This window comes from Methylocella tundrae, assembly GCF_901905185.1.
GTDB classification, from domain to species: domain Bacteria; phylum Pseudomonadota; class Alphaproteobacteria; order Rhizobiales; family Beijerinckiaceae; genus Methylocapsa; species Methylocapsa tundrae.
This window is the reverse complement of sequence record NZ_CABFMQ020000002.1, coordinates 99,988-124,949: the sequence shown is the minus strand read 5'-3', so window position 1 is coordinate 124,949 and position 24,962 is coordinate 99,988. Positions and strand designations below refer to the sequence as shown.

Below are 24,962 nucleotides of genomic sequence, written 5' to 3'. Positions count from 1 at the left end.
AACATTCAACGCGCGAATGATGCGTTGAGTCGCACGCCTTTGTCGTCTTCGGCTCCGCGCCCCACCTTTGAGCGCCTTTGAGACCTATAAGATGAAAGTTCTGATCGCCGACGATCACTGGGTCGTGAGAGAATCACTGAAACAGGTCATGCAACGCCTGCAAAAGCAGCTGGCCGTCTTCGAAGCTGCGACATTCGACGAAGCGATCACGACCTTGCGCGAGCATCCCGACATGGACCTCTTGCTTGTCGATCTCATCATGCCCGGTTTTGACGCATTCACGGGCCTGCATAGGCTGAGAACCGAGTTTCCCGAAGTGCCGATCGTCGTCGTTTCAGTGCATGAGGATGTCGAGCACGTGATTCGTTCGGTCGAGCAGGGCGTTATCGGCTATATCCCGAAGTCGGCCAGCGGCGCCGAGGTCGAGCGCGCATTCGAACGCGTTCTCGCGGGCGAAGTCTCATTTCCACGCCGGATTATTAAACAGTCCTCGAACGGGGCGCAGCGCGCGGCGCCGGATGCGGCGGGCGAGCCCAGCGTCGATCTGCTCACCAATCGGGAGCGTGACGTCCTTTCGCTGCTCGGAAAAGGCTATTCGGTCAAGCGGATCGCCTGCGATCTCAGCCTGACGAGCCATACGGTTCGCGTGCACCTTGGCAATATGATGAAGAAACTCGGGCTTGCGGATCGCTCGGCGACGATCCACTACGCTGTCAATGTGGTCAATGACGCGAAGTTGAGCGAACGCTGAAGGGACGGGTCGAGTGAGGGTCGACGCGTCGTCGCAGGTTGAGAAGGACGCGCAGCAAGCCGCCTCTGACGCGCTCGCCGGCGGCCTCGACGCCATTGCGACTGGAATCGCAATTTGGGGGAGCGATCGGCGTCTGCGCTACGCCAACCGGCCGTTCTGCGACTCATTCGGCTCAGGCGGTCAGGTGCTGGGCAGCGGCATCCTGTTCGCTGATTATCTGCGCCGCGTCGCGCAGTCGAACGAATGGCTCCTTCCCGTCTTGAGCGACGCATGGATCGCCGGTGAGGACGCCGAGTTCGGGGCCGACAAACAAAGCGAGGTCGCCCTGGCTGACGGGCGAACCCTTGACGTCGTGCAAAAGCCTATCGCCGGCGGCGGCATGGCCCTCACCATCCATGACATCTCGAAGGCGAAACAGAACGAACGCGCTCTGCGGCAGGCGAAGGAACAGGCGGAGACGACGGATCAGGCGAAATCGCGGTTCCTGCGCGCGGCGAACCACGATCTCCGGCAACCTCTCGCCACTTTGCGAATCCTTATCTATAATTGCATGAGCGAGGAGGATAAGAGCCGGCGCGACGACATGCTCCACGTGATGGAGATCGCCGTCTCAATCATGGAGGATTTGCTCGGCTCCCTGCTGCAGATCGGACAGCTTGACGCTGGCCAGATTCTACCGCGCGTGACGACTTTCCAGCTTGTCGATCTCTTCCAGCGTCTCAACGTTCAGTTCCGGCATCTTGCAGCCGAGAAGGCGCTCGACCTCCGCTTCGTCGCGCCACGAGGCGCCGTGACATCGGACAAGGCGCTGCTCGAGCGCATTCTCAGCAATTTCGTCGCCAACGCCATTCGCTACACTGATTATGGGGGAATCGTCGTCGGCTGCCGGCATGTCGGGCGCTCGTTGCGCATTGAGGTCTGGGATACCGGCCGCGGCGTCGAGGCCGAGCATTTGCCGCGCATCTTCGATGAGTTCTACAAGGCGCCGGACGCGACGCGCGCGAAGAAGATGGGCCTCGGGCTCGGACTGAACATCGTGAAGCGCCTCGCCATTCTCCTGAAACATGAAGTGACGGTGCGCTCAATTCCCGGCCGCGGAACCGTGTTCGCGGTGGTTGTTCCGCTCGGCAATGTTTGGCACAGCGCCATCGGCGAACCGGAAATCAGCGAGATGCTTGGCGGCGAGTTCGTCGGCGTATCGACGCTTCTCGTCGAGGACGACGACGTGCTGCGCCGGGCCATGAAGGAGCTGCTGGAGCGCTGGGGCGTCGACGTTCACGCCGTCGAAGGCGAGGCCCAGGCGCTACGCCTGCTGCATGAGGAAAACCTCGATCCAAAGCTCATCATCGCCGATTACAATCTGCGCGGCCAATATGGCACCTCGATCATTCGCGCCGTCCGCGCGATCCTCGGCAGGCCAGTGCCGGGCATCATCGTTACCGCTGATACGGATCCGCGTGTGATCGCGCAGGTGAAGGCGGAGGGCTTTCCCGTGCTTATCAAGCCCGTCAGTCCACCCCGCCTTCGCGTTCTCATGCACAATCTTCTCTTCGAACCCGGCCTGATCTAAGCGCTGTTTCCGAAAACTGGACGCCGGCGTTCGGATGAAAATGACGCCAAATCAAAAAATGCGAGGCAAGGTCGGATTGGCGCGCCAGCGCAACCTTGCTGAGCGCCCAGGATCGCAGTCGTAGCCAACGGTCGTCAAAGCCATGTCAACATCACCTCAAGGCGCACCAATACCGATCGGCAGCATGGTGCCTCTCTCCGGGCCCTCCGCGGCCGATGGCGCCGAATTCCGCAAGGGAGTCATGCTTGCCGTCGAGGAGGTCAATGCGCGCGGCGGCATCCATGGCCGGCCGCTCAGTCCGGTGTTCGTCGACACCAAGCATCAGAGCGCGGATGAGGTTGTCGCCGCGGCGCGAAAGCTGATCGAGATTCACAACGTCCATGCGATCATCAACGGCTACAATATTGGGCCGCAGAATTCCGAATATGAACCGATCGCCGACGCAGGCATCATCTATATTCATCACAATACGCTCTTGCAGCACCACGATACGATCCTCAGTGATCCGGATCGCTATTTCGGTTGTTTCATGGGGGACCCAGCTGACTATTGGTACGGCCAGGGCTTCATCAAATTCATTTCATGGCTGCGCGACAGCGGACAATGGAAGCCTCAATCGAACCGCATCGCGATCATTTCCGGATCAAAGCCCTATAGCATCGTCATCGCCAACGCCATGGCGGCGGCGGCGGCGCAGTTTGGCTGGAAACTCGCGTTCGGCCCCCATATCGTCGCGACGCCGACCACTGACTGGCGCGACGTTCTGGCGCAGGTGCGCGCCGTCAAACCCGCGGTCATCGCCAATACGCATTTCTACGCCGGCGACCTCGCCTCCTTCCAGCTCCAGTTCATGGAGCAGCCGACCAACAGCATCGTCTATCTGCAATATGGCGCGATGCATCAGTCCTTTGTCGACATCGCGCAGGACAAGGCCGTGGGCGTCATCGTCAGCACCGTCATCGGCCTGTTGCGCGACGACATCGGCCAACGCTTCGCGCGGCGCTACATCCAACGGTTTGGCGAAGGCTCGACGCCGCAGGTCGGCTGTCAGTCCTATGGCGCTGTCCATCATTATGCGATTGCAGCCTGCATCGCCGGCGGCGCCGGCGCCCCCGGCGCGTTCGATCAGAACCGCGCAGTAGCCCGCGCCCTCCGCGAGACGATCTATCGCAGCGTCGCCGGCATCATCCGGTATCATCCCGACTGGCAGGCCGCCGCGCCCTATCCCGACTATGTCCATGATCCTTCCCTCGGGCTGCCGCATCTTTTTTATCAGATCCAGGACTGGAAGAAGGGGGCTTTGGCGCTCATCGCTCCCGAACCTTACAATACAGAGCGCTTCGTCGCGCCCCCATGGATATCTCCCGATTCCTGAACGGCGGCGCGCGCCGATGCGCCACGTTCCCACGGTCGTGAACATGACGCGCCGCGCTGAGGGAAATGCATCAATTTAAGCAGTTGCAATAAACTTGGGCAGCCGTTTGCCGGCAGGCGCCGGCCACTGCGTTTAACCGAACGCCTTTCCCCAAAGCTGGCTGATGATCCCACAAGCCCGCGCAGGCCCTGATGAATGGGGCGCGTCAATCCCCGCCGGATTTCAAAGGGCGGCCTTCGATCCGGTCTGAAGATCCAAAGGGCCGAGACATAAGCTGCGATTTTCTCATCGAGCCAAGTCTTACGTTTCCGTCCGAAGCCGCGGCGCGAGGCGGTCCGGTCTGACGGATGATCTAGCTTCGCCAGCGCCCGGCAAATAAGCAGATGCGCCAACTCATCCTCCGCCCCGCGAGTAAGCGGAAGGTCCAATCGAACGGCACGGTTTCTGCTTTGATCTCGAACAATAAATGATGCGAAAATATCACTCTTAGGAACATTTGTTTATTCGGACATTGACAGTCTCCGCTTCGTACATCAAGCCTTAGACGTATCAGTCAGAAAGGCTAGGAATATAAGGGTCAGAAAGAGTAGATGTTTTGACTAGGAATCGGGGGGCTCGCTGAGTTTAAATTGAGCTATCGATCGGCCTGCGAGACAAGAGCGCGCCTATAGCTGTGATGTCTCTTCAAACGAGATGCGCGGTGGATATTGAGCGACTTCCGGCTCCGGCGAACTGCATGAGCGATGCGGCTTTGCCGCGCTTTGGTGAATGAATTTCCCAGCGATGGGGTTGCGAAGCCGAGTCCAGACTCGGATGCGAGCTGGCTAACGGATCGGGATGAGATCTCGGTCCGGCTAATTTCAGGAGTAGAGAATGTCGAATACAACTGCTTCTGGCGGATCGTCTCCGCCGACGTTGACGCGAAAGTCGGAGGCCGCCGCGCCGGCGCATAAACGACAGAGGCGCTCAGGCGTCGTCGCTGGATTGACCGCCGCGGCCTTTTTGAGTTTGGCGTCGGGCGCGTTGGCTCAGGAGGGAGTCGGTCAGGCGGCGCCCGGCGCGAACCCGCAGGACGTCAATCCCAATCTCGTGGTTGGTCTCGAGAAGCCGGTTGTCAAGCCAGGATTCAATGGGCCTCTGGCCTCGATTTTCGCCCCTCTGGCGGCGGAAGGCTATACGTTTCATGCGCTCGCGCTGGACTTCGTTCAGGGCAACCCAAGCGCCGGACTGGTGACGGGGCGCTATTCGAACTCCGCCTACTTCATTGTGGGCGGCGACGCGGATCTCGGCAAAATCATGGGCCTGCAAGGAACCTCGCTTCATTATGAGAACACGTTCTTCGGCATCGTCGAAAACCTGAATCTCGCGCCGCAGATTGGCGATAGTCTCGTTGGCTATCAACCTCCCTACACGCCGGCGAGCGCTTGGTTGTCCATCATGACCCTGGAGCAGAAGCTCTTCGATGATCATCTCGACATCGAAATCGGTAAGACCCATCCGGACCGCTATTACGCTCTGCCCAACTGTAATTCCATCAACAGCTGCTTCCAGGACATTCTCTATCTTAATGCGGGCTGGACCTCACCGCAGCGCGGCGTGTGGGGCGGCAATGTGAGCTACAAGTTCGACGGGCCGGTCTACGCCGAGGCCGGCGTATTTTCCGGGAGCCCTGGAACGAATTATCAGACGGGTTACAGGTGGTTCAACCAGGAAGATCCGCAAGGCGTGATCGCAATGGGCGAGATCGGCTGGAAGACCACCTTTGCAACCAACCCATACCCGGGCACTTATTCGTTCACCGGCTTCTATAATTCGCAGAGCCATGTCGATAATAATGTCGCGACGGCGTTTGGCGTGACCAACACCAAGAACGGAACGTCCGGCGTGGTCCTTCAAGGTGACCAGGTCGTCTGGCGGGCCGATGGAGGAACTGAGAAAAATCTGACTCCAACCGCTATTTCGCTCTATGGCAGCGCCGGCTTCGCCCTCGATTCGACAGTGCCGGTTTCCAGCAGCGTTTACGTCGGCGCAAAGCTCAGTTCGCCATTCGCCGGCAGGCCGGGCGACAATTTCGGTATCAAATTCAACTGGGAGCAACTCAACCCAAATTATAACGCGTATCTCTCCGCCGCCAATTTCGTCGCCGGCGGCACAGGGGCTCCGTTCAATCGGAACAAATATGTCATCGAGGCGAATGCTCACCTCGCGCTGCCTGCAGGCATGGCCTTCGAGCCGGTCTTTCAGTATGTGATCAACCCCAACAGCTTCTGGAACCCGAGCACGGTCACACGCCCCAAGGACGGCGTCTATATTGGCGGAACCTTTGTCGTTCCTCTCGGCGTTCTCCTTGGCATCGCCGCTCCGACCTGATCGCCCTCTAATTCTGAGGTGAAACTAATCAGCCGGCGAGCGCGCGCTCGTCGGCTGTTTTTTTGCAAAGAGGAGGCATCTGCCGAAGCCGGCTCAAGCGCCCGTCGCCGCCGGCGCCTATAGAAAGTGCAACGCGCCTAATCAATAGAGCTAGATGAATATTATGGATGCAAAAGAAGCGACCGGTGTGCATGCAGATTACTTTTGACGGAATGCGCTAGTCGTAAGATCCGGAAAATTCTCTAATGCCATGAAAAAGTATTGACGAAAGATCTAGGTTTTCCTATAAAGCAAATATGTTCACTGCAAGTGAAAAATTGAGCAGTGTGCGCATTTCGTAGCCATTGGGAGATCCTATGGATCAGTCTCGCCGCAAATTCCTCAAGACCACGTCACTGGCAGCCGCAGCCATTGCTGCGCCGAACATCTGGATCCCGATGGCGGGCGATGCTTGGGGCGCGACCCTCAAAAAGGGCGAGCCCATCAAGGTCGGGCTCCTCTTTTCGCTGACCGGCGGCCTTGCCGTGCCGGAGGAGGATTCCACGCTCGTCATGCAATACGCCATCGATGAGATAAACAAGAACGGCGGCGTAGCCGGACACGAAATCGAGCCGGTCATCGTCGACGCGAAATCGGATTTCAATGTGTATTCGGAGAAGACCAAAGAGCTGATCCTCCGTAACAAGGTCATCGCGATTTTCGGCTGTTATACCTCGGCGAGCCGCAAGGCGATCCTGCCGACGGTCATGTCGCAGAACAGTCTGCTTTACTACCCGACCTGTTATGAGGGAGCCGAGTGTAGTCAGAACGATATCTGCACGGGCCCGCTCGCCAATCAGCATTCGAAAGACCTGATTCCCTTCATGGTGAAGAATTTCGGGAAGAAGGTCTTCTTCGTCGGCTCGAACTACGTCTGGCCGAAGGAATCCAACAAGAACGCGAAGGTTTGGCTGAACGCCGCCGGCGGCGAACTGGTCGGCGAAGAATATATCCCGCTCGGCAGCTCCGAATTTGGGCCGATCCTGAACAAGATCCGTGACGCAAAGCCGGATTTCATCTTCTCGACTGTCGTCGGCGCCTCTGACATCGCTTTCCACAAACAGTTTAAGCAGGAAGGCTTCAAGGTCGACTCAATGCCGATCGCCTCCCTCACGACCGGGGAAATCGAAACAAGGGCAATGGGCAATGAATTCGGCGCCGGTCACTTCCTGTCCGCGCCCTATTTCCAGGCGCTCGACAACCCCACCAATCACAAATTCGTCGAAGGCTTTTTGAAGAGCAAATACGGCAAGAACGGCGTCACCCACTACAACATGGAGGAGACCTACATTTCGGCCTATGTCTTCAAATATGGCCTTGAGGCCGCGGCCAAGAAGGCCGGCGGCATTGATGGGATAACCTCGAAGATGATCCGCGACGCCAGCGGCGGCGTCAGGGTCGAGGATGGCGTCTCCCCTGAAGGCCTCATCTGGATCGACGACCAGAATTTCAACACATGGCTCAAGCCGAAAATCGGCCAATGCCAGGCTGACGGCAGCTTCAAGATCGTCAAACAGGCGGACGCGCAGGTCGCGCCTGATCCCTATTCGATTTATCCGGACGTCGGCGTCTGCACGCCCACGGGCCTCAAGGCGCCGGACGGTAAGATCCGCGCCAATGTGATCTGAGCCAGGGCGTCATTTGAAGCGCGGCGCGCGCTCCGGATCGACGTTGTGCTTGGACCTGGCAAGCGGAGGTGGCCTATGAGCTCGATGTGATCAAGCTTAAATCCCACGTCCGGCCCTGGCGGCCCATTGCATTCCCACCAACCTGCGTTCGCCGCCCGCACGGCGAACGCAATCGGAGACGACTGATGACAGGACATTTCCTATCCGCCAATCTAATCCCGATTGTGAATTCGTTGATTCTGGGTCTCAGCATCGCCAGCATCTGGCTCATTGCTGCGCTCGGACTTGCGATCATCTACGGGACGATCGGCGTGATCAATATGGCGCACGGAGAGTTCATCATGCTCGGCGCCTACACATCATACGCCCTGCAATCATCTGTCGGCCTTCCGTTTCTGCTCTGCATACCGGCATCCTTTGTGATCGTCGGTTTGATCGGACTGCTCCTGGAGCGGGGGCTGATCCGCTACCTCTATAAGCGGCCTCTCGACACGCTGCTGGCGACATGGGGCGTTTCGCTTGTGCTGACGCAAGTCGTCCGCCTGGTCTTCGGCAGCGACCCAAAATACATCGCCGTGCCAGAGATGTTCCAAAGCAATGTTCAAATCGGCTTCGTCAATCTCTCCGTGCTGCGCATCTTCATTTTCGCCCTGACCATCGCGCTCGTCGCCGCGACGGTGTTTCTCTTCTACCGCACGCGGTTCGGAATGCAGGTGCGCGCGGTCATGCAGAACAAGGAAATGGCGGCGTCTTTCGGAATCAACGCAGACCGGGTCTATATGGTGACCTTCGCTATCGGCGCGGGCCTTGCGGGCCTTGCGGGCTCTCTGTTCGGCGTACTGGCTATCGTGTTGCCAACCATGGGAACGGCTTACGTCGTGCAGGCTTTTCTCGTTGTGGTCGTCGGCGGCGGAACGATCATCGGCAGCGTCGTCGCCTCTGGCCTCACCGGCGAACTGCAATCGATCTTCGCTTACGCCACTAGCGATACCTTCGCACGATTTATCCTCTACCTGCTGATCGTCGTTTTCCTCCGCTTCCGCCCAGCGGGATTGTTCGCTCCGGCGAAAGCACGCCGCTGACGTTCAGCGAACAGGCTGGCCCAGATAAGCGCAGGCAGGAAATCATATTATGCCAAATCTATACTACAACAGGACCGCGCAATGGTTTGTCTATGCGCTGCTATTCGTTCTTCTCGCAATCATTCCGTTGACCGTCAGCGACTCGTTTCTGCTCAATCAGTTCGCGACTTACGGCGTGTATGGCATGCTTGCCGTATCCATCAGCCTCGGCTGGGGCTTTGGCGGCATTCTCAATCTCGGACAGGGCATTGCGTTCGGGCTAGCCGCCTATGGCATGGCGATGACGATGCAGATGCAGTCGCAGGACGCGGCCAATCCGATGCCGCCCTTCATGCTCAACAATAGCCTCGACCATTTGCCTGCGCTTTGGATCCCTTTCCAGAGTACGACTTTCGGAATCATTCTCGCCCTGGTGGTGCCGACGCTTTTCTACGTCTTTTTCGGCAGCCTGATGTTCCGCGCAAGAGTATCGGGTCCTTTCATCGCAATCATGACGCTCGCCATGCTGAGCGCGCTTTACACCCTGATCCTTGACGTCCAGCCCTACACAAACGGGGCGAATGGCATAACGCCGCCGGCGCCGCTCAAGATTTTTGGCGCTGACATCGATCCCTACAGCGCCGTCAGCTACTGGATCGTCTATGGGTTTTTGTTGTTGACGACGGTCGGCGGCAAGCTGCTGACGCAAAGCAAATTCGGGCTTGTGACACAATCGCTGCGCAGTGATCCCGAGCGCGTCCGCTTTCTTGGCTATAACGTCGCCTCCTACGAGACTGTGATCTATGCGCTGTCCGGCCTCATCGCGGCGATCGCGGGCTGCTGCTCGGTGATGCTGGTGCAATATGTTTCTCCGGCCCAGCTCGATGTGAATTTCAGCATAGGAATGGTCATCTGGGCTGGCATAGGCGGCCGTTTTTCGCTGATCGGGTCTATGCTCGGCGCCTTCATCATCCAGGGCGGCCAAAGCTATCTCGGCGACCAGTTCCTGGCGACATGGCTGCTGCTCCTCGGCGGATTCTTCATCCTGGTCGTGCGTTTCCTTCCCAAGGGGCTCGCGGGTTTGCTGGAGCAGGCGCTTGGCTCGCTGAGCGCCCGCTTTGCTCCGCAACGCCTCAGACGGCCGCTCCGCGCTGCGGACACGCCCAGCAAATTGGAGGCATGAGATGGGCGTCCTCGACATTCACCATCTGCATAAGAGCTTCGGCGGCACCAAGGTCATCAATGATTTCAGCCTGGAAGTGACGGAACTCACCTTATGTTGTCTCGTCGGCCCGAATGGCGCGGGCAAAACCACCACCATGGATCTGATCACCGGCCGGCAAAAGCCGACGTCGGGTCAGATCATCCTGCGCAACGAAGACATCACCGGCCTCGGCGAGCATGAGATCGCGCGCCTTGGCATCGGCCGCAAGTTTCAGGTGCCGGCTGTGTTTCGCGATCTCACGGTGCGCCAGAACCTGGAGGTGGCCTTCAGTCGTGAAGTCAATCCTTTCAAGAACATGTTCTCCATGCGGCCTTCCGGTCTCAAAGCAAAGCTCGATGAGGTGTTGAGCGTCACTGGGCTTGGCGCGCGCATCGATACCGAGGCCGGAACGCTCTCGCACGGGGAGACGCAATGGCTCGAGATCGGCATGGTGCTTATGCAGGATCCGGCAATTCTCCTTCTCGATGAACCGGTCGCGGGAATGACTGAGGCGGAGATCGAAAAGACCGTGGGCATTCTGAACGAGCTGAAGAAGACCAACACCCTGATCGTCGTCGAACATGACATGGCCTTCGTCCGGTCGATCGCGGACGTCGTCACGGTCATGCATATGGGCAGCCTCCTGGCGCAAGGCTCGATCGAGGAGATGGAAGCCAATGAACGGGTGCGCGAGGTCTATCTCGGCGATCCGGAGGATTAGAGATGCTTTTGGGACTCAATCAAGTCACGTCCTATTACGGCAAAACGCCGATTCTCAAGGATATTGGATTTGATCTTGAGGAAGGCCAATGCCTTTGCGTGCTCGGACGCAATGGCGTCGGCAAGACGACTCTGCTGCGCACGATCATGGGGCTGACGGACCGAATGTCTGGCGGGATCCAGATCTCCGGGGACGACATCAGCAAAGCCCCGACCTATCAGCGCGCGAAATATGGTCTTGGCTATATCCCTCAAGGGCGTCAAATCCTTTCGAATTTCACCGTGAAGGAAAACATACTTCTTGGCACCTTCGCACGCAGCGACGGGCTGTCGGAAGTGCCGCCGCTTTGCCTTAGCCTGTTTCCCTATCTTGCTCAAAATCTCGACAAGCGGGCAGGGCTTCTTTCGGGCGGCCAACAACAGCAACTCGCGATCGCGCGCGCGCTTGCCACAAATCCCAAGATCCTGCTGCTGGACGAGCCGACTGAGGGGATTCAACCAAACATCGTGCACGAGATCGGTCAGACGCTGCGGCGCCTCAATACCGAATTCGGCATCACGCTCATTCTGACGGAGCAGCACATCAAGGTCGCGCGCAAACTCGGCGATGCGTTTTTGATGATGGAGAACGGACGCATCGTCGCTCGGGGACCCATCGCGGAGATGACGGACGAGCTGGTCGAGCGACACATGACCATCTGAGACATACCTATTCCGACAGGAGGAATCGATCATGCAACCAATACCAAAAAAGGGAACCCCGGAGCGCCAGCGCCTGATCGACGAGCACAAAGCGTGCGTCGAGTCGATGAAGGGCGTGGCGGGCTTTTCGGTGTTGAAATGCGAGGCCCCCGGGGACACGACGACGGTAGGGGGCGGCTTCTACGATGACCCGCTGCTGCGTCGCGTTCTGCTTCGCATGCGAGGTGAAAGCCCGAAGGGCAAACTTATCGTGATCTGCACGAAAGTGGATAAGGAGTGGCGCATTGCGCGTCTCAGCGGCATCCGCGGCGTGCCGCCGAAGTTTATCGACGACACGGTTTATACTGACGAGCAGGAGATCCAGCACACGATCTTCTTGATGCGTCTTGAGGAGCTGTCGGAAAGCTACGGCATGCCCGACGACTTCAACGAGGGGTGGAAGCGCAGGGACGATAATTGGCCGGTGACCTGAATGACGCCGCCTTTCCCAACGCCCTCTCACAAAAGCGAAGTTTTGGAGTAGATGATGACATTCATGAGGCTGACGGGCTACGCCGACAAATTCAGCGTGCATCCCGGCGACACCATCAAATTCTATGTGAATTGCGACGGCCCAGCCGAATACACGGCCGAGATCGTGCAAATGATCAATGGCGACACCAATCCGCGCGGTCCGGGCTACATGGATAAGCCGATCGTCGCCGACGTCAACAAGACCTACAAAGGCCGCAAACAGATCATTCACGGCGGATCTTATGGCTACGTCCCAGACGCAAGGCCGTTTCATGTGGAGAGTTTCACGCTGCAATGCTGGATCTGGCCGACGGCGCCAAAGACCCATCCTCAATATTGGAAGCATGGCGCGCAAGGTCTCGTCACGAAATGGTCGAATGATTGCGGCTATGGACTCTTCATCAATGAGGACGGCTGTCTCGAGCTGCGCATCAATGAGCATCGCATCACGACGGGCGCGCCGATCCGTGATCACGCCTGGCATTTTGTCGCCGCGACCTTCGACGCCGCTACCGGTGCCGTCACGCTCTATCATGAGCCGCAGGTCGCCTATGCGCTCGACCCCGTCATTGAGCCGGTCGAGACCACTTTGAACGTGGCGATCAGCCATGCGCCGGTCCCGGTCGCGCTCGGAGCCTATGTCGAGGCGCTTGCGCCGGACGATCCGCTCGCCGCCTCGTCGAAGCCCTCCGGCGTTGTCTTCACAGGCAAATACAATGGCAAGATCGATAGCCCGCGCATCTGCAATAAAGCTCTTTCGCGGCAGGACATCGAGAGCATGAAGCTCGGCGCGCAGCCGGGATTGACGGAGCGCCGCAACAGCGGTCCGAGCGGGCGCCTGTCGGAGACGATCGTCGCCGCCTGGAATTTCTCGAAAGGCATAGACACCATCGTCGCGACGGACGAGGGCCCCTACCGGCTGGATGCGCAGCTTGTCAACTGTCCCAATCGGGGGATGACCGGCTACAATTGGTCGGGAACCAAGTTCGACTGGAAGCACGCGGCGGAAGAATATGGCGCGATCAGCTTTCACGACGACGACGTCGATGACGCGCGATGGTCATCGGATTTCGAGTGGACCGTGCCGCCGAGCGGAATCAAGAGCCGCTTCTACGCTGTCAAGCTGACGACCGCCGAGGGCGACGAGGAGTTCATACCTTTCTGGGTCGTGCCCCGCGTTGGCGAGGAGACTTCAAAAATCGCGGTTATGGTTCCGACGATCAGCTACATGGCCTATGCGAATGAGCATGTGGCCTGCAACGCCGGCGGCGCGGAGCTTTTCGTCTATCGCGTGCCGATCATGCAGCAGCAGAATATGTTCCTGTCGGAGCATCGCGAATATGGCGGCTCGATCTATGATACGCATACCGACGGGACAGGCATTTCGATTTCGTCGCGGCTGCGGCCCATTCTGAGCATCAGGCCGAAATATGATCACTTCCTCGCCCAGGCGCCGTGGCAATATCCCGCCGATCTTCATCTCATCTATTGGCTGGAGACGCTCGGCTATGAGTATGACGTCTTCACGGATGAAGACATCACTTACGACGGTCTCGCGCGGATCGAGAACTACAACGTCATCATCACCGGCTCGCATCCTGAACATAACAGCGGGCCGCAGCTCGACGCGCTTCACAATTATACACAGCGTGGCGGCCGGCTCATGTATATGGGCGCCGACGCCTGGTACTGGGTGCATTCCTTCCACCCGGCCTATGATCACCTTGGACGCGGCGTCGTCACGGAGATGCGGCGTTGCGAATCCGGCATCCGCACATGGCGCGCCGATCCTGGCGAGTATTATCATCAGGGCACGGGAGAGCTCGGCGGCATGTGGCGCTTCCGCGGCCGCTACCTCCACTCCGTCGCCGGCGTCGGCATGTCGTCGGAAGGCTTCGACATATCAAGCTATTTCTCGCGCACGCCGGACAGTCTCGATCCCCGCGTCAGCTGGGCCTTCGAAGGCATCGGCTATGACGAGAAGCTCGGAAATTTCGGACTGGTCGGCGGCGGTGCGGCGGGTCTCGAACTCGATATCGTAGACACGATGCTGGGATCGCCGCCGCACACGCTCGCGGTCGCCACCTCGGCGGGACGCCACACGGAAGCCTATCTTCTGGTGATGGAGGATTTCGGTTTCAATCAGCAAGGCACGGATGGCACCACGCATCCTCGTGTGCGCGGCGATATCGCCTATCATGAAACGCCGAATGGCGGCGCCTGCTTCGCGTTTTCGTCGATCGCCTTCTGCGGCTCCTTGCCGTGGAACAATTGCGACAACAATATCTCGAAGCTGGTGAAAAACGTGCTCGATCGCTTCTCGGCCGACGGTCCGCTGCCGGCCCCGCCAGCGGAGGCGATCAAGCATCGCGGCAGAGCCGATTACGATGCAAAGGCGCTGGAGCATCGCAGCCGCAAAGAGCGCGGCGAACCGCTGCCGGCGTAAGGGCGGTGACTTGGAGGATGGCATGATGAACCGCACGAGCGCCGGACTTACCGTTGAGCCGCCGGGCGCCGGATCCGGCCATTCCTTCCAGGAGCGGGCGGTGGGGGACGCCGCCCGCTCCCTTCCTCCACGGGCGTTCCGTTCGCTGGACTTCGCGAATCTTGAGGACGAAGGGATCTGGACGCGCTCATGGGTGTCGATTGGATTCAGTGATGAAATCCTGGCGCCGGGCGATGTGCTGCCATTCACAGTGGGCCGCCACGGGGTTCACGTGGAGCGACAGGCCGACGGCGGTCTCATCGGCCGCTTCAACAAGGCGCAGCACGGCGGGTGTCGCGCTGTGCCGCTGCAGTGCCAGACGGGAGCGAAAACGAAATGCTCTTTCACCGCCTGTGGATACAGCCGTGACCGCCGTCCGATCGCGAGAAGCGCCGCCGATGCGGAGCTGGCTCTTGATCAGTATCTCGGCTTGAGGCCGGAGCGGCTTCTGCCCGTCGCAGTTAGAATGTTCGGCGGCCTCATCTGCGTCAATGTTGATCCATTGGACGCCGCTGCGCCGAGCTGGCGGGACGCGGCGATCGCCGTGGAAGACGTGGCGGAAGCGAAAAAGCGGGGAGCTGAAGCGACGCACTGGCTCGAATTCGACGCCGATTGGAAATTGCTTGCGCATCATCTCGCAGCCGGCGCCGAGGAATCGAGCGGCCCTGACTTTATCCGCACGCTGATTATGCTCGACAGCGGCGCTCCGGCGGCCGCGACGATTTTGTTTCCGAATGCGATCATCATCCGGGCGTATGGCCAAACGTGCACCGTCGTTCTACAGCCGACGGCGCTTGGGCGCACGCTCTGCCGGATACGCCTTGGCGGAGAGTTTCCGACCGATGACGCATATAGCGCGGCGCTTCGGCTCTGGCTGGGCGAGATCGCGCCGCGCCTGTCGGCGGCGGAGGCCGCGCAACTCGCCGCGCGTTTCGACCCGACGGATCGAGAGTTGGAAGAGGCCGAACGCGCGCCGTTGAGAAACGCGGCGGCTCCCGCGGCCTGGCTCCAATCCGTGGTGAATGAAGCCATTCGATCGACTCCGCGGATTGCCGGCGAGGCCTTCTACGCGACATCGCAGACAGGGAGACGAGCATGAGCGCAATTGCAGCAGCGGAGCGCGACGAGGTAGCCGTCGCAGTCGCGGCGTTCAAGTCAGGCGACTATCCGGGCGCCCTTTCGCTCTTCACCACGATGGCCGAAGCGGGCGATATGGAAGCGCAGGCGTGGCTCGGATCCTTCTATGCGAACGGAATTGGTGTTGAGGCGTCCCTACCGACTGCCTTCGCCTGGTATTTGCGCGCTGCTGAACAGGGTCATGTCCAGGCGGCGACCAATGTCGGGGCGATGTTGGCGATGGGGCAGGGAACGCCTCGGGATCGCCCCGCCGGAGCAAAGTGGCTGTCGCGGGCGGCTGAACTTGGCGACCAGATGGCGCAGTATAATCTTGCGACGCTTCTCTCCAAAGGCGATGGGGTTCCCTTGGACAATGAGAGCGCCGCTCAACTCTATCGTCGCGCGGCGGAGGCCGGGCATTATCCCTCCCAGGCGCGGCTTGGCTATTTCTACGCCAATGGCGTAGGCGTTGCAAAGGATCGCGTCGCCGCCTTCGCGTGGCTGTCGCTGGCCGCCCAGCATGGCGTCGGAACCGCGTTGACGGCGCTTGAGGCGCTGATCGCCGACATGTCGGGCGAGGAGAAAAAGCGCGGCCTCGCCCTTGCTCAGCAGCAACGAGGCCGGATGGCGGGCGGAACCGCGCCCGTGACGATCAATCCAATCCCAGGCTGAATCATGACGTACAGCGTGCAGCAGATCAAATTTGAATTCATCAGCTATGTGAAGGAATTTGGCGGCGATTTCCGCGAGTGGTCGATCGGCGTCGCGGATGACGCTCCGAAAGCGCTTTTCGAGATCAATAAGGTCGATCCCGCGCGCGACATCTGGCTTTGGAAGCCCGCCGTCTCAGCAACGGCGGCGGCCATGGTTCATGCCTGGATGACTGGACGCCAGCAAGCCCATGCGGTCGCGGGCGACGTCGCTTCGGGCGCCAGTGTGTTCATGTTTAGAAAGACGAATTGATCAGCGGGCCGGGGAATGTGGATTGTGACGTCGACGGCGCCGACGGGGAGCTGCTTGCTCTTCCGTGGCGCAGTCTTTGCTGGGATTTTGGGCAGGCCGATCGGTTTGGTGTGAAGCGCCGTCGCGCTGAGAATTAAGCAAGCAGGGAGCACAGCCATGATGCATGGTGATATTTCGAGCAGCAACGACAGCGTTGGCGTTGCCGTCGTCAATTACAAGATGCCAAGACTTCACACGAAGGCGGAAGTCCTGGAGAATGCGAAAAAGATCGCCGACATGGTGGTCGGCATGAAATCCGGCCTCCCGGGCATGGACCTTGTCATATTCCCGGAATATTCGACTCACGGCATCATGTATGACGAAGCCGAAATGTACGCGACCGCCAGCGCTGTGCCGGGCGAAGAGACGGCGATTTTCTCGGCCGCTTGCCGGAAAGCGAAAGTATGGGGCGTATTCTCGATCACGGGAGAACGCCACGAGGACCATCCGCACAAGGCGCCCTACAATACGCTGATCCTCATCAACGACGAAGGCGAGATCGTTCAGAAATATCGCAAGATCATGCCCTGGACGCCGATCGAAGGCTGGTATCCCGGCGATCGCACCTATGTCTCGGACGGCCCCAAAGGGCTGAAGATCAGCCTCATCATTTGCGATGATGGAAACTATCCCGAGATCTGGCGTGATTGTGCGATGCGAGGCGCGGAGCTCATCATCCGCTGCCAGGGCTACATGTATCCGGCCAAGGAGCAGCAGATCCTCATGTCCAAGGCGATGGCCTTCGCCAATAATTGCTATGTCGCCGTCGCCAACGCAGCCGGCTTTGACGGCGTTTATACTTACTTCGGCCACTCCGCGATCGTCGGCTTCGATGGCCGCACGCTCGGCGAATGCGGCACGGAGGAGATGGGCATCCAATACGCAGGCCTCTCCAAATTTTTGATCCGCGACGCGCGCCGCAACCAGCAGTCTGAAAATCACCTGTTCAAACTGCTGCACCGTGGCTATACAGGCATGATCAATTCGAAAGAGAACCAGCCTGGCGTTGCTGAATGCCCCTATGATTTCTACAGGCGCTGGATCGAGGATCCGGAAGCGACCCGCGAGGCTGTCGAGGCCATTACCCGCACCGGCCTTGGCGTCGAGGAATGTCCGATTGACGGGATCCCTCCGGCCGGAAAGGCGAAGCCGCCCGTCAAGCTGGTGGAAACGCGGCAAAAAAAGCCCGCGAGCCCGCGGACTCTCAAGGCCGCTTCACGTTAGAATTTGGGCACGACGCTCAAAACATCTGGCCTTAGGACTCTATTAAGCACATGCGCCTCATCGAATCTATTCTCGGAAGCCGGCTCGATGAGGCGTTTGCGACCCCTCTGCACCATCTCGAGCATCACGGCGGCGTCGATGTTCTGACCCTGCAGAGCGCCGATGTCGCTCGACGCCGCCTGCGCGCCCGGACCGACAAAGGCGAGGAGATCGCTGTTGCGTTGCCGCGCGATCAGGTTCTTTTCGACGGCGCCGTTCTGGCGCTTGAAACAGGTTACGGCCTGGTCGTGCGAGTCGCCGAACAACATTGGCTCCGTCTCGTCCCATGCGACAGGCAAAGCGCCATCGAACTTGGCTATCACGCCGGCAACCTTCACTGGCGCGTCGCTTTTGAAGGCGAAGCCCTGCTGGTTGCGATCGAGGCGCCGGTCGAAGATTATCTCGCGCGGCTTGGCGAGCTTATCACTTCGGGCCGCGTCACGTCGTCGGTGCACGCGCCTGACAAGGTGTCCGCGTGCTGACGCAACTGCTTATGCTTCAGCACGCGGATACGGCGTTTCCGAGCGGCGGTTTTGCTTTTTCCAACGGCATTGAAGGGCTCGCGGGGCTCGGCAGGCCAATGACGCCGATGGATCTCGCGAACGCAATCGCGGCGTCGCTTCGCCATCGCTGGGCGGGCGCCGATCGCGTCGCTCTTGTTCGTGCGTTTCGCGCTTACGATGATGACGACAGACTCGCCCGCATCGACACGGCTTTCGAGGCCGCGACGCTCGCCGAACCAATGCGCGCGGGCTCGAAGCGAAATGGACAATCCCTGCTCGCGGCTCATGCGCGGCTCGGCACGCCCGGCGCGGCGCATTTGCGAGAGAGACTGCGTAACGGCCAGCTCCACGGCCATCTGCCCATCGTTCAGGGCGCGCTCTGGCGCGCTGTCGGAATCAAGGAATACGACGCGGCGCTGATGTCCGGCTACCAGACGGCGTCGAGCATGACGGCGGCGGCGGTCCGCCTCGGCCAGATCGGCGCCATCGAGGCGCAGCGCGCCCTTTTCAGCGCGCTCGCGCTCATCGCGGACATTATCCAGCAGCCGGCGGACGACGTGAATTTGCAAGACCGGCAAACGATTGAGCCAGAGGCCGAAGCAGTTGAGCCCCGGCGCACGGAAGACGCCCCTATATTGACGAGTTTCATCCCCTATATCGAAATCGCGGCTATGCGCCACGCCGCGGCCGATCTGCGTCTTTTCGCCAATTGAGGCTGATCCATGTTGCTTACCCCGACCGAAATGGAGCGGTTGACGATCTTTACCGCCGCCGAACTCGCGCGCAAGCGTCGCGCGAAAGGGCTGAAGCTGAATTATCCCGAGGCCGTCGCGATCATAACGGATGAAATTCTCGAAGGCGCGCGGGAAGGACGCAGCGTCGCCGATCTCATCGCCTGGGGGTCGACCATATTGACGACTGAGGACGTCATGCCGGGCGTCGCCGCGATGACGCCTATCCTGCAAGTCGAAGGCCTGTTTCCCGATGGAACGAAACTCGTCACCGTGCATGAGCCGATCCGGGCCGTCGAAGGGTCCGAGCGCGACGATCTGGAGCCTGGCCTCATCACAGCGGTCGAAGGCGAGATCGAGCTTGCGCCGGGCCGCGCTCGAACGACCCTTGATGTGGTCAACACCGGCGACAGGCCGGTGCAGATCGGCTCGCATTATCATTTCTTTGAAGTCAATCGGGCGCTCGACTTCGATCGCAAAAGCGCGATGGGGATGCGTCTCGACATACCGGCCGGCACGGCCGTGCGCTTCGAGCCGGGCCAGCGCAGAACCGTGACTTTGGCGGCCTTCGGCGGAGACCGCTCGTTATCGGGGTTGAACGATCTGTCGCGCGGCATGGACGATAGCGAAGCGGCGCGCGAGGCTGCTCTCTCTCGCGCCAGAGCCGCCGGCTTCAAGGGCGCGTGAGGAGAACCCAGATGGCAATCATTCCGCGCGCCGATTATGCGGCGATGTATGGCCCGACCGTTGGCGATAGCGTTCGTCTTGCCGACACTTCGCTCGTCGCCGTGGTCGAAAAAGACTATGCGGTCTATGGCGATGAATGCCTGCACGGCGGCGGCAAGACCCTGCGCGATGGCATGGGGCTCGCCGCGGGCGTCACCAACGCGGCGGGCGCGCTCGACTTTTTGCTTTGCAATGTGCTCGTGATCGACCCAGTGCTTGGCGTCGTCAAGGGCGACCTTGGCATTAGGGGCGGGCGCATCGTCGGAATGGGCAAAGCCGGGAATCCGGCGATTATGGACGGCGTCGATCCGCGCCTCATCGTCGGCGCCGGCACCACCGTGCGCGATTGCGAAGGCCTCATCGCGACCGCGGGCGCGATCGACGTGCATGTCCATTTCGATTCGGCGGGGCTTTGCGATCACGCAATTGCTTCCGGCATTACGACCATGATCGGCGGCTCGCTCGGCCCGATCACGGTCGGCATCGACTCGGGCGGCCCCTTCAACACCGGCAAAATGTTGCAGGCGGCGGAACAATGGCCGATCAATTTCGGCTTTCTCGGACGCGGCAATTCGCACAAGACAGCGCCGTTGGTCGAACAGATCGAGACCGGCGTTCTCGGGCTCAAGATCCACGAGGATTGGGGCGCGATGCCGGCGACGATCGACGCCTGTCTTGGCGTCTCCGACGACTATGATTTTCAGGTCCAGCTGCATACCGACACGCTGAACGAATCCGGCTTCGTTGAGGATACGCTGCGTGCGATCGGCGGACGCACGATCCATATGTATCATACCGAGGGCGCTGGCGGCGGCCATGCGCCGGACATCATCCGCGTCGCGGGCTTCTCGAATTGCCTGCCGTCCTCGACCAACCCGACCAATCCCTACACGATCAACACTTTCGACGAACATCTCGACATGACGATGGTGTGCCACCATCTCAACCCGGCGATCCCGGAAGATGTCGCCTTTGCCGAAAGCCGAATCCGCGCGCAGACGATCGCCGCCGAAGATGTGTTGCATGACATCGGCGCGATCTCCATGCTTGGCTCCGACAGCCAGGGCATGGGCCGCATTCATGAAGTGATCTGCCGGACCTGGCAGCTCGCCTCGAAGATGAAGGATCAGCGCGGGGCGTTGCCCGAGGACAGGCCAGGCTTCGGCGACAATGCCCGCATTTTGCGCTACATCGCCAAATATACGATCAACGCCGCGCGGACTTTCGGCATCGCCGATCATGTTGGGTCGCTGGAAGACGGCAAGATGGCCGATATCGTGATCTGGCGTCCGGCCTTCTTCGGCATCAAGCCGGAACTGGTGATCAAGGGCGGCTTCATCGCCTGGGGCGCGATGGGCGACTCCGCCGCCTCGCTGATGACGTGCGAGCCGATGATGTTGCGTCCGCAATGGGGCGCGTTCGGCCTCGCCAAGCAGGCGCTCTCCGCCTGCTTTGTGCATCCGCTGGCGATCGCGCGGGATCTTGCGGGCGAGCTCGGGCTGCGGAAATCGCTGCTGCCAGCGAAGGGAACGCGAAAATTGTCCAAAGGGGATATGATGTGGAACGACGCCTGCCCCAACATCCGCGTCGATCCGCAAACCTTTGACGTTTTCGTCGACGGGGAAATCGCCACCTGCGCTCCCGCCCGCGAGTTGCCGCTCGCGCAACGCTACATGCTGAGGTGATCGCGTGACCATCAATGAGCCGCGACAGAGCGACGCAATAAAACCGGCTTCGGCGGCGCGCATCGGGATCGGCGGTCCCGTCGGCTGTGGCAAGACCGCGCTGATCGAGGCGCTCATTCCCGTTCTCGCCGCGCGGGGCGTCGATCTCGCCATCATCACCAATGATCTCGTCACGAAGGAAGACGCGGAGCGTCTGCGCCGGTCCGGCCTCATTGATCCGGCCCGCGTCGCCGCGGTTGAGGCGGGCGCCTGTCCGCACACCGTCATTCGCGAAGATCCGACGCTCAACATCGTCGCGGGCGATGAACTCGAGGCGCGCTATCCGGGGCTTGATCTGATGATCTTTGAATCCGGCGGCGACAATCTCGCCTCGACCTTTTCGCTGGATCTCGTCGATTGGTGGATCTTCGTCATCGACGTCGCAGGCGGCGGCGATATTCCGCGCAAGCGCGGCCCCGGCGTCATGCGTTGCGATCTCCTCATCGTCAACAAGATCGATCTTGCGCCCCACGTCGGGGTGGACCTCGGCCTCATGCTGAGCGAGGCTCGAAAGCTGCGTGGGGACAGGCCGGTCTTGACGTCAAATGCACGCAGCGGCGAAGGAATCGCGGCCGTGGCCGACGCCATCGTCGACTCCGTCCTGTTCAAGTTCTAGCCATGCCCGGCAATGCGCTTGCGATCGAGAGCGGGCGCCGGTCGCATGCGAGCCTGGTCTTCGCCAAGGGGGGCGGGCGCACCTTCCTCAACAGCCAGAGGGTTCCCTACCCCTTCCACATCACACGGCCGTTCTGGCTCGACGCCGCATGCCCGGATCTTGCAACGCTCTATCTGCAATCGGCTTCGGGCGGCGTCTACCGCGGCGATCATCTGCGCCTCAGCGTCGAGGCGAAAGCAGGCGCGAGGGCGCATGTCACAACTCAATCGTCGAGCGTCGTGCACGACACGGGCGCTTCGCCCGCGCGTCAGGACACATCCGTGGTCGTCGCGCCGGGAGCCTTTCTTGCGCTGACGCCCGACCCGCTCATTCTGTTTCCGGGCGCCGCGTTGACGAGCGCGCACACGATCACGATCAACGCCACATCGTGCGCGATCGTCACGGAAGGGTTCGCCTGTCATGATCCGTCGGCGGCCGGTCGGGCTTTTCAGGACCTCGAGCTGCTGTTGACCATCCTTCGGGATGGGGAGGTTATCGTTCGCGAGCGCAGCCGCGTTGCAGGCGAAGATGTGTTCTCTAAGACCTCGCCGCTCGGCCCCTATCGCGCCTATGCGTCAATGATCATTCTGGCCCCGCGGGAGGCATGGCCCGACGCGCTGGAGCTTCAGCGCGCGTTCGACGCCCAAGGCTGCCTAGCCGGCGCCAGCGCGCTTCAGGACGGCGCCGGCTTATGTCTTCGGTGCCTCGCTCCGGACGGAGGCGCGTTGCGCGATGGGCTAAAGGTGGGCTTTGATGTCGCGTTCGCGGCGCTGGCGGGCGCAACGCCCGCGCGACGCCGGAAATAGGCGTCAGCAGGCTTTGAGCGGCGCAGGACAATGACCCGCGTTGGCGCGTCAGACTGAGTTGAGGTAATCGACCCAGCGCGGATCTCTCATGATCGACCGCGCGCGCATATGCTTCCACGCGCCATATTTATAGAAATCGAAATCGAGGGTCGAAACCTTGTTCTGAACCATCGCCCACGTCGCCCATTTGATATCGGCGAGCGCCTTATGGACGACGAGGCGGGCTTTCATCGCAAGATCAAAGCTGCCGAAATAAGTCTCGATGATCTCATTCTCCACAGCGTCGCTGAAGAACATCTCTCCGCACCAGACGCCCAGATCATAGCAGCGGTCATTGTTGGAGGCATATTCATAGTCGATCAGCATGATCGATTTGTCCGCGCCAAGCATGAAGTTTCCCGGCATCGGGTCATTGAAGCAGGGGACGAGATCTATGCCGGAAGCCTCGAGCGCCGAGCGCGCCAGCCCGTATTGCTTGGAGAGCCACTCGAAATCGGCAGGCGCCTTGCCGCCAAGACTCCACACCTGATCGAAGTGTTCGTCGATCATGTCGAAGACAGTTTTCGTCAGCGGCAGGAGACCGGAATTGTTGAACGCGCGATAAACGCCGACCGCGTTGGCGCGGATCGTCGCATCGAGAAAATCAGTGTTCGTGCAAGGCCGCCGCCCCTCGATGAAATCATTGATCTCGATGCCCTGATCGGCAAGGTAATCATGAACGCGTGGGCCGATCCCGAGCGCTTCGGCGCGCCGGCTCGCAGCGAGCGCCGCGGCTCGATCAATGAACATCTCGGTTCCGCGGCCAGGTATTTTGACGAAGAAACTTTTGCCATCCACCGCGACGCGCCAGTTAACGTTGCTGATGCCGCCGTGAACCGGGCTGTAACGTAGCCCGCGCTCGCGCCACGGCGCGATCTGAATGAGCGCCGCCTCAATCTCGCGTTCAGCGTCGGTAAAGGCCTCGCCGAGCGACTTACTGCCTGCTCTGTCCAATATGGTCCGCCCTTTTTAGATTACAGATGCCTCAGCATATCCTCGAACCGCGCATCGCGAATCGTCATGCGGCAACGCAGAAGCCGCCACTGCGCATATTTCAGAAATTCAACGCCCTTTCGTGCTGAAACGACGTTCATGAGGCTCGCCCAGAGTCCCCAGTAGAGATCATCGGCAATGGCGTAAAGGCGGCAGCGGTTGAGCGCTTGGGGCCGGACGCTTCCATCGAATTCTTCTATCCCCGCAAGCATTTCCTCTTCGAAGGCGAAAGCTTCGTTGAGCAACACGCCGAGATCGTAATAGGGGTCGCAATTGCACGCGTTGTCGAAGTCGACGAGTTGAATGGCGCCGCTCGGCCCTATCATGATGTTCGACGCCAATCCGTCGCCGTGACATGGCTTTATATCCCATCCGGCGGCGGAAAGAGCGCGCTCCGCATCATTTACGGCGTCGAGCATCCACCAGGCGTCGGTTGCGGCTTGGGCGCCCGCCGCCTCGAGGTCTGTGCGCATTTGGCGAATGCCGTCGAAGATCGTCCAATCGCGGGCGAAACGAGGCCCGGCGTTGATCGCTTTCTTTGCCGCGATGACTTTAGAAAGAATGAGTTCGCCGGAGATGTCGTCCATGGTCGCGGTGCGCCACGACTCATCGAGCCGGTCGAACACAGTGGCGCGTTGCGCCTCACAAAAGCGCCGCGGCGAAGGCGTTACGCCAAGTTCCGCGGCTATGCTTGCGGCCTCGAAGGCGTTGACGGGATCGACCGTCGGCCAGAGATCCTGATGCAGGATTTTGACGAACAAACGCTGGGGCGCGTCGCCAACATCCACTGCGAAGCACGAACTGTCCACAGCGCGATGCGTCGGCGAGATGACGGCCGGCGCCGCGCGCCAATAGCGGAACGTCAGACCCGCCCATTCCGGCGCGGACGCGATAGCCGCCTCAAGCGATCGCTCTTCAACGGTCTTGATGTCTGCGGGCGCGTTCATGGGCAAAGCTCCGGAGGGATTGTCCGCGGCGAGGACGTC

General features: G+C 60.3%; 23 protein-coding genes. 21 read left to right on the top strand and 2 right to left on the bottom strand.

Annotation, left to right across the window (positions count from 1 at the left end):
* The first annotated feature begins 91 nt into the window (after window positions 1–91).
* The 21 genes from MPC4_RS02850 to MPC4_RS02750 all read left to right on the top strand — a co-directional run bounded on the left by MPC4_RS02850 (window position 92) and on the right by MPC4_RS02750 (window position 22,944).
* Entirely contained in the window at window positions 92–751 is a 660-nt protein-coding gene (locus MPC4_RS02850; protein WP_174511172.1) for a response regulator, read from the top strand.
* A gap of 13 nt (window positions 752–764) precedes the next feature.
* Window positions 765–2,321: a hybrid sensor histidine kinase/response regulator gene (locus MPC4_RS02845; RefSeq protein ID WP_174511171.1), complete on the top strand. Its 1,557-nt coding sequence runs from the start codon at window positions 765–767 to the stop codon at window positions 2,319–2,321.
* A gap of 142 nt (window positions 2,322–2,463) precedes the next feature.
* Complete coding sequence (locus MPC4_RS02840) at window positions 2,464–3,696, top strand: ABC transporter substrate-binding protein (RefSeq protein WP_174511170.1); 1,233 nt, start codon at window positions 2,464–2,466, stop codon at window positions 3,694–3,696.
* 873 nt (window positions 3,697–4,569) lie between these two features.
* Window positions 4,570–6,066, top strand: a complete 1,497-nt coding sequence (locus MPC4_RS02835) for a carbohydrate porin (RefSeq protein WP_174511169.1) — start codon at window positions 4,570–4,572, stop codon at window positions 6,064–6,066.
* Between the two features lie 356 nt (window positions 6,067–6,422).
* On the top strand, window positions 6,423–7,733 hold the full coding sequence (locus MPC4_RS02830) for a transporter substrate-binding domain-containing protein (protein ID WP_174511168.1): 1,311 nt from the start codon (window positions 6,423–6,425) through the stop codon (window positions 7,731–7,733).
* Window positions 7,734–7,918: 185 nt separating this feature from the next.
* Window positions 7,919–8,815 (top strand): urea ABC transporter permease subunit UrtB, encoded by an 897-nt coding sequence (urtB, locus tag MPC4_RS02825; RefSeq protein ID WP_174511167.1) that lies wholly within the window; start codon window positions 7,919–7,921, stop codon window positions 8,813–8,815.
* A 49-nt stretch (window positions 8,816–8,864) separates the two neighbouring features.
* Window positions 8,865–9,977, top strand: coding sequence for an ABC transporter permease subunit (locus MPC4_RS02820; RefSeq protein ID WP_174511166.1), 1,113 nt, complete (start codon window positions 8,865–8,867; stop codon window positions 9,975–9,977).
* Window position 9,978: 1 nt separating this feature from the next.
* Window positions 9,979–10,719 (top strand): urea ABC transporter ATP-binding protein UrtD, encoded by a 741-nt coding sequence (urtD, locus tag MPC4_RS02815; RefSeq protein ID WP_134488845.1) that lies wholly within the window; start codon window positions 9,979–9,981, stop codon window positions 10,717–10,719.
* A 2-nt stretch (window positions 10,720–10,721) separates the two neighbouring features.
* Window positions 10,722–11,420 (top strand): urea ABC transporter ATP-binding subunit UrtE, encoded by a 699-nt coding sequence (urtE, locus tag MPC4_RS02810; protein WP_134488843.1) that lies wholly within the window; start codon window positions 10,722–10,724, stop codon window positions 11,418–11,420.
* Window positions 11,421–11,451: 31 nt separating this feature from the next.
* Window positions 11,452–11,892 (top strand): N,N-dimethylformamidase alpha subunit family protein, encoded by a 441-nt coding sequence (locus tag MPC4_RS02805; protein WP_174511165.1) that lies wholly within the window; start codon window positions 11,452–11,454, stop codon window positions 11,890–11,892.
* Window positions 11,893–11,946: 54 nt separating this feature from the next.
* Window positions 11,947–14,379 carry a LamG domain-containing protein gene (locus tag MPC4_RS02800; protein ID WP_174511164.1) on the top strand — a complete coding sequence of 811 codons (2,433 nt, stop codon included), beginning with the start codon at window positions 11,947–11,949 and terminating at the stop codon, window positions 14,377–14,379.
* A gap of 25 nt (window positions 14,380–14,404) precedes the next feature.
* A complete protein-coding gene (locus MPC4_RS02795) occupies window positions 14,405–15,517 on the top strand; it encodes a Rieske (2Fe-2S) protein (RefSeq protein ID WP_210253575.1) in 1,113 nt (370 codons plus the stop codon).
* On the top strand, window positions 15,514–16,206 hold the full coding sequence (locus tag MPC4_RS02790; protein ID WP_174511162.1) for a tetratricopeptide repeat protein: 693 nt from the start codon (window positions 15,514–15,516) through the stop codon (window positions 16,204–16,206). The genes MPC4_RS02795 and MPC4_RS02790 overlap by 4 nt, the downstream gene beginning before the upstream one ends.
* A gap of 3 nt (window positions 16,207–16,209) precedes the next feature.
* Window positions 16,210–16,497: a hypothetical protein gene (locus MPC4_RS02785; protein ID WP_174511161.1), complete on the top strand. Its 288-nt coding sequence runs from the start codon at window positions 16,210–16,212 to the stop codon at window positions 16,495–16,497.
* A gap of 156 nt (window positions 16,498–16,653) precedes the next feature.
* Complete coding sequence (locus MPC4_RS02780; RefSeq protein WP_244605758.1) at window positions 16,654–17,760, top strand: aliphatic amidase; 1,107 nt, start codon at window positions 16,654–16,656, stop codon at window positions 17,758–17,760.
* Between the two features lie 50 nt (window positions 17,761–17,810).
* On the top strand, window positions 17,811–18,281 hold the full coding sequence (gene ureE, locus MPC4_RS02775; protein ID WP_174511160.1) for an urease accessory protein UreE: 471 nt from the start codon (window positions 17,811–17,813) through the stop codon (window positions 18,279–18,281).
* Complete coding sequence (locus tag MPC4_RS02770) at window positions 18,275–19,015, top strand: urease accessory protein UreF (protein ID WP_425312414.1); 741 nt, start codon at window positions 18,275–18,277, stop codon at window positions 19,013–19,015. Before ureE ends, MPC4_RS02770 begins: the two co-directional genes overlap by 7 nt.
* 9 nt (window positions 19,016–19,024) lie before the next feature.
* Window positions 19,025–19,720 carry an urease subunit gamma gene (locus tag MPC4_RS02765; protein WP_174511159.1) on the top strand — a complete coding sequence of 232 codons (696 nt, stop codon included), beginning with the start codon at window positions 19,025–19,027 and terminating at the stop codon, window positions 19,718–19,720.
* An 11-nt stretch (window positions 19,721–19,731) separates the two neighbouring features.
* Window positions 19,732–21,444, top strand: coding sequence for an urease subunit alpha (gene ureC / locus MPC4_RS02760; RefSeq protein WP_174511158.1), 1,713 nt, complete (start codon window positions 19,732–19,734; stop codon window positions 21,442–21,444).
* Window positions 21,445–21,454: 10 nt separating this feature from the next.
* The gene (gene ureG, locus MPC4_RS02755; protein WP_174511204.1) at window positions 21,455–22,099 is read left to right on the top strand and encodes an urease accessory protein UreG; all 645 of its coding nucleotides are present in this window, start codon (window positions 21,455–21,457) and stop codon (window positions 22,097–22,099) included.
* 2 nt (window positions 22,100–22,101) lie between these two features.
* The gene (locus MPC4_RS02750; RefSeq protein ID WP_174511157.1) at window positions 22,102–22,944 is read left to right on the top strand and encodes an urease accessory protein UreD; all 843 of its coding nucleotides are present in this window, start codon (window positions 22,102–22,104) and stop codon (window positions 22,942–22,944) included.
* 48 nt (window positions 22,945–22,992) lie between these two features.
* On the opposite strand, the gene MPC4_RS02745 is transcribed toward MPC4_RS02750, so the two are convergent.
* Together MPC4_RS02745 and MPC4_RS02740 are read right to left on the bottom strand one after the other, a co-directional pair.
* Entirely contained in the window at window positions 22,993–23,937 is a 945-nt protein-coding gene (locus MPC4_RS02745) for a choline kinase family protein (RefSeq protein WP_174511156.1), read from the bottom strand.
* Window positions 23,938–23,957: 20 nt separating this feature from the next.
* Window positions 23,958–24,923, bottom strand: coding sequence for a phosphotransferase (locus MPC4_RS02740; RefSeq protein ID WP_174511203.1), 966 nt, complete (start codon window positions 24,921–24,923; stop codon window positions 23,958–23,960).
* Between the last annotated feature and the right edge of the window lie 39 nt (window positions 24,924–24,962).